The 9,146-nt window shown below is 65.5% G+C and carries 6 protein-coding genes and 1 pseudogene; all 7 read left to right on the plus strand.

Going from position 1 to position 9,146, the window contains the following annotated elements; genetic code table 11:
- Positions 1-291 precede the first annotated feature (291 nt).
- Positions 292-867 (plus strand): annotated as a pseudogene (locus tag KHC23_RS06760) (IS701 family transposase); the annotation flags it as partial.
- A 322-nt stretch (positions 868-1,189) separates the two neighbouring features.
- Positions 1,190-1,999 carry a LuxR C-terminal-related transcriptional regulator gene (locus tag KHC23_RS06765; protein WP_213370783.1) on the plus strand — a complete coding sequence of 270 codons (810 nt, stop codon included), beginning with the start codon at positions 1,190-1,192 and terminating at the stop codon, positions 1,997-1,999.
- Between the two features lie 476 nt (positions 2,000-2,475).
- Positions 2,476-5,247 carry a xanthine dehydrogenase family protein molybdopterin-binding subunit gene (locus KHC23_RS06770; RefSeq protein WP_213370790.1) on the plus strand — a complete coding sequence of 924 codons (2,772 nt, stop codon included), beginning with the start codon at positions 2,476-2,478 and terminating at the stop codon, positions 5,245-5,247.
- 14 nt (positions 5,248-5,261) lie between these two features.
- Positions 5,262-5,777 (plus strand): (2Fe-2S)-binding protein, encoded by a 516-nt coding sequence (locus KHC23_RS06775; protein WP_213370792.1) that lies wholly within the window; start codon positions 5,262-5,264, stop codon positions 5,775-5,777.
- Positions 5,778-5,811: 34 nt separating this feature from the next.
- Entirely contained in the window at positions 5,812-6,408 is a 597-nt protein-coding gene (locus KHC23_RS06780; RefSeq protein ID WP_373878514.1) for an Isoquinoline 1-oxidoreductase subunit, read from the plus strand.
- A 21-nt stretch (positions 6,409-6,429) separates the two neighbouring features.
- Positions 6,430-7,527, plus strand: coding sequence for a hypothetical protein (locus KHC23_RS06785; RefSeq protein WP_246544353.1), 1,098 nt, complete (start codon positions 6,430-6,432; stop codon positions 7,525-7,527).
- A 22-nt stretch (positions 7,528-7,549) separates the two neighbouring features.
- Positions 7,550-8,530 (plus strand): polysaccharide deacetylase family protein, encoded by a 981-nt coding sequence (locus KHC23_RS06790; RefSeq protein ID WP_271188651.1) that lies wholly within the window; start codon positions 7,550-7,552, stop codon positions 8,528-8,530.
- Positions 8,531-9,146: the final 616 nt, after the last annotated feature.

Consider the following 9,146-nt stretch of genomic DNA (forward strand, 5'->3'; position numbering starts at 1 on the left):
CAGCCGTCTGCATCGCGGCCACCGTCAGCTACTGGTTATGAGTCCCGACCCTAAAAAAGCGAAGATGGAAGGAAGGCGGTTTCCACTTCGTCACCGATTTCAGCCGAGAGAACTTCCGCTGCAACGTCCCCACGCTACCGTTGAGGTTGCCCCCCTCTCACGGCGAAAGTCGGAGTGCGATTCCCCGGTGGGCGCGCCATTTTTCAACGACGGATATCAAGACCTTGCGCCACTCGGCGGCATCCTCTCTCGGATGCCGCTTCCGGCGCGGTTCACGCGCTGTTCTTGCGGCTCGCAATGCGCAGATCGGCGATGCTGGAAGAGGCGCCTTGGCGGATGCTGAGTTGGCGGCGTGGGACGAAGGGACGCCTGAAGGCCCGCTTTGCTGCAAGGCGCGTGCGTGTCGCCGACGGTCCGCCATAGCGGATCGGTGCCATGGGCGCCCAGCATCTGCCTGGCGAGGAGGTCTGGCTGATCGGAGAACATCGCTCGAATGGAGACCGCAAATATTATCTCTCGAACCTGCCCGCCGACACCTCGCTCACGCGCCTGGCCGGCGCGATCAAGGCGCGCTGGATCTGTGAACAGGCGCATCAGCCGTTGAAGGAAGAGCTTGGTCTCGACCACTTCGAGGGACGATCATGGAAGGGGCTACACAGACACGCGCTCATGACCATGATCGCCTACGCCTTCCTCCAATCCCGTCGCCTCAAACAGGCGAAGCGGGAAAAAAGAAGCAAGGGCCCGCCACCGCAGCCAACCCTTCCAGCGATCCGGGCAGCCATCATTTTCAGGCTCGAACGAACGCCTCCAACGCGATGTCCGCACTGTAGAAGAGAGCTCGCTCACAAAAATCTGCCAAAATAGTGCTAGAGTGCCGCAGCATTTCATCCACGTCGGCGCCGGCAAGATCAATGCGTTAGCAACCACGCAGCCCATTTCACATATTCGTCGAAACCTGCCCGCCGCACGCCTGCCGACGCGGCGGGACGACGCCGGCACGCCTTGCTGACCAGATCGTTCGCGAGGCCGTGCCGAACATGGGTGGGCAATTGCGGCGTGCGGCAGACGTCGGCGGCATCGCTTGTCGCGGACTTTGGACTCGTTACACAATGGTGATTCTCGATGCACGACCATCTGCTTGAGCGATGGCCGCTGATTGAGTGTCGCGCACCAGAAAGAGTGGCAAATGCTCCATGACCTCGCCGTCCTCCAGAGCGAATCAGACGGCGCCCTCGCAGAGTCGGACGTGCGCGACATCGTCAGGCTGCTCGGGAATGTTATCGTCTCGCGGCAGGACTTCTTCGGCGTGAAGCGTCGCCTCGTCGAAGGCATCTGCGCGCTGGTCAAGGCGGACGCCTGGACGTGGAGCCTCGGCTGCCTCGCCTTGCCGGGCGAGCAGCCGGTCTATCTCGGCCTTGTCCACGGCGGCTTCGACGAGGCGCGTTATGACCGGCTGCTCCTCGCGGCAGGACATCCCGACATGGCATGGACGTCCGAGAAACTGCTCGGTGAGATGCGTCAGCGAGGAGCCCATGTCACCCGCTTGCGACAACAGGTAGTCGACGAATCCACGTTCGTCACCTCGGGGGTGAGCGCACACCTGTCCGCCGCGGACATTGGCCCGTTCATCTTCTCGCTGCGCCCGATCGACGAGCGTGCGGTCAGCACCATCAGCATCTTTCGGCGCAAGGACGACCCGCCTTTCTCCGAACGCGAGTCGCGCATCGCGCACATCCTGCTCAGCGAATTGCCGTGGCTTCATGAGCAGGGCTGGCCGATCGACCGCGGCGTCACCGTGCCCCGCCTTTCCCCGCGCTTGCGCCTCGTCCTCAATCTCCTGCTCGACGGCCGCACCCGAAAGGAAATGGCCGCCAGCCTGTCGCTGTCGGAGTACACCATCGCTCAGTACCAACGGGCGGTGTACCGGCATTTCGGCGTCCGCTCCCACGCCACGCTGCTGAGGCGCTTCCAGATGGGCGATGGCGGAGATCGATAATCCGCCGGGCGAACCCTCCGCTCCTCTTCGCGCAGGCAGTGTTCGATCCGGACGATTAGCCGGCCGACGCAGCGGCTTCCCATGCGGCTGCCCTTGGGTGCCGGCGCTCGATCGTCCGGCCCGGCGGAGGCGTTCTTGGCGACGCTGGGCGTATCCCTCAAATGAGGGAATAGGAGAGCTCCGGTAAATCTGCTATGTAAATTTCTACAATGTGGAATCGTTTCAGATTGGCATTGATGCCCCTGTTGTGGCCATAGGGCGGGGGAGACGACGACGACTGAACGTAATTCTTGAAACAGCATCCAATAAAAACTTCGATGCCTCTCATTTAATTAAAAAATCAGACGATAAAACTTCATATTCGCACCAGTGGCGCACCAGGGCATCGGCAATTGTCGGTCGAAGCGCCAGTCCTGTTCCGAAAATTCGAATCCAGCTCGACTCGTGCATTGTCCTTTTGTCGGGAGTGAGATGACATGCGTCCCTCGCGGCGCGAATTCGTAACTTGGGTCGCCGCAAGCGGTATCCTGCTAAGTACGGCCCGCCTGCAGCCCGCGCAGGCGGGCCCGTTCGACGAGACACAGACATTTCCCGGCATCGCCGCGAAGCAGTCGTCCCCCCTCGAGAAAGGGCGCATCGATGCCTTCGCCAAGGCGACCGGCGCCAAGCTGTACGCATCCGATTTTCGCGCGGCGGACATGGACGGATGGCCGGCGACGACCGCCCACGCGCTCCTCGTGCGCACCGCGGATGCTTCCCACATCTTCGCCGGCCTCGATCTCTCGGTTCTCGACGCGAGCGCACGGCCCACCATTGTGGTGACGGCGGACGATCTCGCTCGGGTCGGAACCCGTGCGCCGCCCTTCTACACGGGAGATCTGCTCTGCCCCGTGGGGACGACACCGCTCTATCTCGGCCAGCCGGTGGCCCTGCTCCTCTTCGAGAGCTTCGACGCGTTCGATCGCGCTCGCTTCCTGCTACGCCAGACACCCCCGATCAAGCTCGGCGCAAGGACCGGCCCTCTGGCGCAACCCAACTACGCCGCCCTGCGCTTCACCCGCGTTGCCGGTCCATCGCCGCGCGCGCCGGATGTCTATTCTCCGGTCATGGAAGGCTGGATCAGCCCCGGCTTCTTCAAGGCGAACGGACGGCCGATCTGGGAGCCTCTGCCACTGTCGGAAGGCGGGCAATACAAGAGGGGGGCGATCTACGGCGAAGAGATCCGCGCCGCCATCGCCGCCAAGGATCCCGGCACGCTGGTGCTCGACCGCCGCTTCCGCACCCAGTCCGTCGACCCGATGTTCCTCGAACCCGAAGGCGGCCTGGCCTGGTACGATTCGACGGGCAAAACGCTCCGGCTCGTCCTCGGGGTGCAATCGCCACTCGAAGCGAGCGAGGCGCTGGCGCACCTGCTGGGGCAGGCCGCGCCCGCAGTACGGCCGGAGCGCATCGAGACCCACTTCGCCCATATGGGCGGCGGATTCGGCGGTCGCGACCACACACCGTTCCCGCTCTATCTGGCGCTCGCGGCCATCTTCCTGCCGGGCCGGCCAATCCGGCTTGCGTATGACCGCTTCCAGCAGTTTCAGGGTGGCATCAAGCGCCACGCCTTCGAGATGCGCACCCAGGTGGCCGTCGACCGGGCATCCGGGCGCATGCACGCCTTCGCCGCCGACCATGTCCTCGATGGCGGCGGGCTCGCCAACTATTCGGCGAGCGTGGCGGTGGTCTCCGCGACATCCGCGATCGGCATCTACGACATCCCGAAGGTGGACGTGACGACTGTCGCCACGCACTCGCGCGGCGTCACGGCGGGGTCCATGCGGGGCTATGGCGTGCTCCAGACCGCGGCGGCGCTGGAGACGCTGGTGGACGAGGTGGCCGAAAGCCTCGGCATGGACGCGATCACGTTGCGGCGGCGCAACCTGCTGAAGACCGGCGGGCTGACCTTGACCGGCAATCCCTGGACCGTGTCGGTGCGCACGCCCGAGATCCTCGACAAGCTGGAGGGCCACGCGCTCTGGCGCGAGCGCGTGCAGGCGCGCAAGGCGACGTCGGCCGATACGCTGGTCGGCACGGGCGTCGCGGTGTGCGCCAAGGACTATGGCACCGGCGCCGACGCCGCGCTCGGCCGGGTGGAGGTGGATCCCAACGGCCGCATCCGCATCTTCTGCGACGCGGTGGAGATGGGCAACGGCATCGGCACCGCGGTGGCCAACCGCGTGGCGCAGTTCCTCGGACGAATGGCCGACGAGGTGTCCGTCGCCCGCATCGACGCGTTCGACGCCCTGGGCCTCGTCACCTCCGGCGATCCCTACGCCATCACACAGGAGGAGCAGGACGCCGTCTCCCGCGACCCACGCTGGGTTCCGAGCATCAGTTCCGCCACCAGCGCCTCCATTGGTGCCCATGTGGGAACCCATGCCGCAGCCGAGGCGGCGCGCATCGTGCTGCGCTTCGGCATGTGGCCGGCGGCGCTCGCGCTCTGGGGCATCGGCCAGGACGATCCGCGCCATTTTCTCTGGGAGGAGGCGTTCTGGCAGGATGGGATGTTGATCCTGTCCGGCCTGCCGCCGCTCGCCCAGGAGGACGTCGCCGCCAAGGCCTATGCGATGGGGGCGCTCACCGGGGCCATGGCCCACGCCTTCTCCCGCTGGGCCTGGGCACAGGCTGCCTTTCCCCTCGGCGGGCTCGATTGGGCCGCCGACCTCGATGCGCTCGCGGTCCGGCGCGGGGAAGGTCCGTTCACGGTGCTGGACCGCAGCTTCATCGCGTTTCCGCCGGCCGACTACAACCGCATCGGCACCTCGTTCACGTCGAGCTGCGGCACGCTGGTGCGGATCGCGATCGACCGGAAGAGCGGCACGGTGCGCGTCACGGATGCCTACAGCGTTCTGGAATGCGGACAGGTACTAACCCCCGAGGTAGTGCTCGGCCAGGCCCAGGGCGGCTTCGCCATGGGCGTCGGCTACGCCCTCCTCGAGACCTTGCCGCCGTTCGAGGATGGGCCCGGCAACGGGCGCTGGAACCTCGGCGACTACGTGGTCGCCCGCGGCTCCGATCTGCCGCTCCACGCGCTTGAGGTCGAGGTGCTGCCGCCGGTGGCGCCCAACGAGCCGCCGAAGGGCATGGCCGAGGTCGTGATGATCCCGGTGGTGCCCGCCATCCTGAATGCCATCCACGACGCCACCGGGCATCGCTTCCAGGCCTTGCCGGTCACGCCGGACGACGTCCGGCGCGCCTTGTGAAAGGAAGATCCGCGGTGCCCGTCATTTCGCTGTCCATCAATGGTCGCGCCCACGGCCCCATCGAGGTGCGCGACGACCTCACCATGAACGACTTCCTTCGGGAGGTGCTGGGCATGACGGGGACGAAGTTCGGCTGCGGCGCCGGACAGTGCCTGAGCTGCGCGGTCATCGTCGATAGCGCGGATGGCACGAGTGCCACCATGCCGACCTGCATCCTGCCCGCGACGGAGTTCGACAAATTCGCGATCCGCACGGTGGAAGGGCACGCCAGGGACGGCGAGCTGACGGCGTTGCAGAAGAGCTTCATAAGCCATTTCGCCTTCCAGTGCGGCTATTGCACGCCGGGCTTCCTCAATGAGGGCCAGGTACTGCTCGAGCGCCTGCAGAGCGAGCCGATCCCGCGCACGGAGCTGGAACGCACGATCACCGAAGCCCTCGACGGCCATCTGTGCCGATGCTCGGGGTATGTGAAGTACCATCAGGCGGTGCGCGACGTCGTGCTCGCCGATCCCAACCGCTTCCTGATCTGAGGGAGCGCCGGCAATGTCGATCGACAGGCATTTCATGGTGAGCCTCGCGGCGGCGGCGACCGCGAGCATGCTCCTAGCGGCGGCAGGCGCCGTCCTTTCCGCTCCGTCCGGCACCCTCGCGGCGCCGGCCAGCTTTGCCTCCATCGCCGATCCGACGGAGCGCTCGGCCGCCTACTTCTCCGAGCTCGGCAAGGTGCTGACCCATCCGCGCTGCACCAATTGCCACCCGGCCACCGACCGGCCGCGACAGGGAGATGCCGCCCGCCCGCACCAGCCGCCCGTGTTCCGCGGGCCGGACGGGTTAGGGCTGGCGAGCCTGCGGTGCTCCATATGCCACGGCAGTTCGAATTTCGAGCCGGCCGGCGTGCCCGGACACCCGGAATGGCACCTCGCGCCGGCGGAAATGGCCTGGGAAGGCAAGGCGCCGCGCGAGATCTGCGCCCAGATCAAGGATCCCGCGCGCAACGGCGGACGCTCCCTCGAAGATCTCGTCCGTCATATCGGCGACGACACGCTCGTCGGGTGGGCCTGGCATCCGGGCGGCGACCGCACGCCGGCCCCGGGAACGCAGCAGGAAGCGAAAGCCCTAGTCGAGGCCTGGATCAAGAGCGGGGCAGCCTGCCCGAACTGAACACCCCAAAGGGAGGAAATGATGAAGCGTGCGTTTGTCGGCTTTGCACTGGTTGCGGCCGTCGGGGCATCGACGGTGCCCGCCGCCGCGGAGACCGCGCTGCCGGCCTATATGAAGCCGATCTCCGGGCCGCCGCAGTCGCCATCGGCGCAGGAACTCGCCAACCGCAATGTCCTGCAACTCAATACGAGCATGTTCTCGCTCTACGAGGATGCGGGGAAGGTCTTCCGCCGGAACATTCTGGCGAAGCACCCGATCATCCTCGGGCTGTTCTCCGGCTCGGGTGGACGCATGATCCTCTACAGGCCCGGCCTGCCGCCGCTCGAGGCACCCTCGGTACCCAAAGTCTACCAGGTGATGAAGTCGCTCGGACACAGCACCATGGCCATATCGGAGGTGGTGCTGCCTTATCTGGACGCTCCCGGCGACACGTCCTGGGTTGCCCCGATGCGCGGCTATCTGACCGAGATGAAGATCGCCCTCGAAGGAATCGGCTCTGCCGAGATGCCCGATGACTGGCGGGAGAACTCGCGCGCGATATTGCAGAACAACATCTCCTTCATGGAGGACTGCCTCGCGAAGGGCGTGATCAGCCTCGATGCGGTGCAGACCTTCGCCAAGCTGCAGGCACCTTTCCTGCGCCATGCGATTGCCTGGGCGGCACAGACCCAGGTGAAGCACTGGATGGGCGTGCTCGACGGCTGGAAGCAGGATCTCGGCGGCAGCTTCGATCTGGCCTACGGGGCGAGCAATACCATCTATGTGGCCCGCCAGAACAACGTGCTGTTCAGCGTACTCGCCCAGTATTTCGGCGAGGAAGCCATCAATGACCGGCTGATGCTGATCGAGACCATTTCGTTCACCACCACGCCCGACGACATGCTCACGTCCCTGGTGCGCATCATCTCGGACCGCTCGGTCGGGGGACTGTTCTTCAACAACAGCCGCCTGATGGACTACGAACTGATGGGAGGGGACGCCCGCAAGGCGATCGTCTCGGAAATGCAGGCGCGCGGGAAAGCGCCGTTCCTGCCGCCGCAGGTGCCGTTCGGCTCCAATCAGTGGCCGGCGCTCATCTCCGGTGGCGCCGGCGCCGCGTCTCTCGACGACATCCATTGATCCACGATCCCCGGGGCGCGGCGTGTCCGCGCCCGCAGGACTGCCATGGAGGCGGGACATGCGTAGGACGTCGCTCACCTTTCTGCTTGCCGCGCTCCTGGCGCTCGCTCCTGCGACCGGCCGTTCCGGCACCGACTGGATCACCGGCCTGCCGCGCCAGGACGTCCCCGTCGCCTCGTGGCCCAATGGCAGGAAGGTCGCCGTGGCCTTCATCCTCTATGTCGAGGTGTGGGGACACGGACAGGGCCCCAACTTCCGACCCGATATGACGGGGCGCAAGCCCGACCTCGTGGACGAGGGGTTTCGGGAATATGCGATCAATTTCGGCCTGCCGCGCACGGGGCGGGTGTTCAAGGAAATGGGCGTCCCGCTCAGCCTCGCATTGAATGCCCAGTTCCCGCAGGATCGCCCCGAGATATGGAAGACGCTTCGCGCACTCGTCCCCGACGCGCCGATCATCGCCCACGGGCTCAACAACTCCACGGATCTTCTGCCGTTGTCGGAAGGGCCTGCGGCTCAGCGCGCCTATATCCGCAAGACGCTCGACATGATCGAGGCGAGCACGGGAATCCGCAGCGTCGGCTGGACCAGCCCGAGCGTCTATCCCGATGCGGACACCTTCCAGGCCACCGCCGCGGAGGGCATCCGCTACACGTTGGACGGAATGGATTCGGACGTGTTGGCGCGGCTCGATACCAAGCCGGCGCCGTTGGTGATGATACCGTATCCGCCGAGTATCGTGGATATGGGACAGTACCTGTCCCGCCTCAAGGAAGCGGACGATCTCGCACGGCTCTGGCTCGACTATGTGCGCGAACTGGCCCGCGAAGCTGCCGCCGATCCCGGCAGGCCCGCGACGGTGGTCGCCATCGGCATCCATCCCTTCGTCGTCGGCACCCCGGCGGGAGCCACGTCGCTGCGGCGCGTCCTGGAGGGTCTGAAAGCCGAGAACCTCGTCTGGCTCACGGACACTGAGGCCGTGATGCGTGCCGCCGGCCAGTGATACCCGGTGCCCGATCGCAGGCTTCGACGGTTCAGTCTCGCCACAGGACCGTCCTCGCCACAGGACCGTCGAGGAATACGCATGGGAGAACGGAGAAGGTAAATCGTACCCCCCTCGCCGTCGACCGCACCGCCGGACTACGCCTTCGCCCTGGTCTCCAGCGCGCTGGAGGAAATGCCCGTCGAACTCGAAGACGCCGCCACGACCCTGGGTTCCGGCGTCGTAAAGACCATGTTTTCAGTCACCATTCCGCTGGCTGTACCGGTTTTGACCTGCTGCGCGAGCAGTATCAGGGGCTGTACGGGGGGTAGGTGGCAGGCGAAGTCAGCGTGTGTTGATGCTGTTTGTGCCAGCCCATTTCGCTATCTTGACGTCAATTAGACTCGTTGGCCGGCGATGTAGAAGCTGCGGTTGTGGCGGGCTCCACGAAAATCGCCTTGAATCGCCCCTAGATTCCTGGACGCCTTCTTCCCTAAATTTTGAGGCAAGGAGGCCCCGATGGGCAAAGCGAACTGGCCTGCTGCCGGTTTCGTGGACGCGCAGTTAAGCTAATCCCACCTCCCGCTCGAACTCGATCGGGCTGACGTAGCCGATGGTCGAGTGCCTGCGGACAGCG

This window comes from Ancylobacter dichloromethanicus (genome assembly GCF_018390645.1).
Classification (GTDB): Bacteria; Pseudomonadota; Alphaproteobacteria; order Rhizobiales; family Xanthobacteraceae; genus Ancylobacter; species Ancylobacter dichloromethanicus.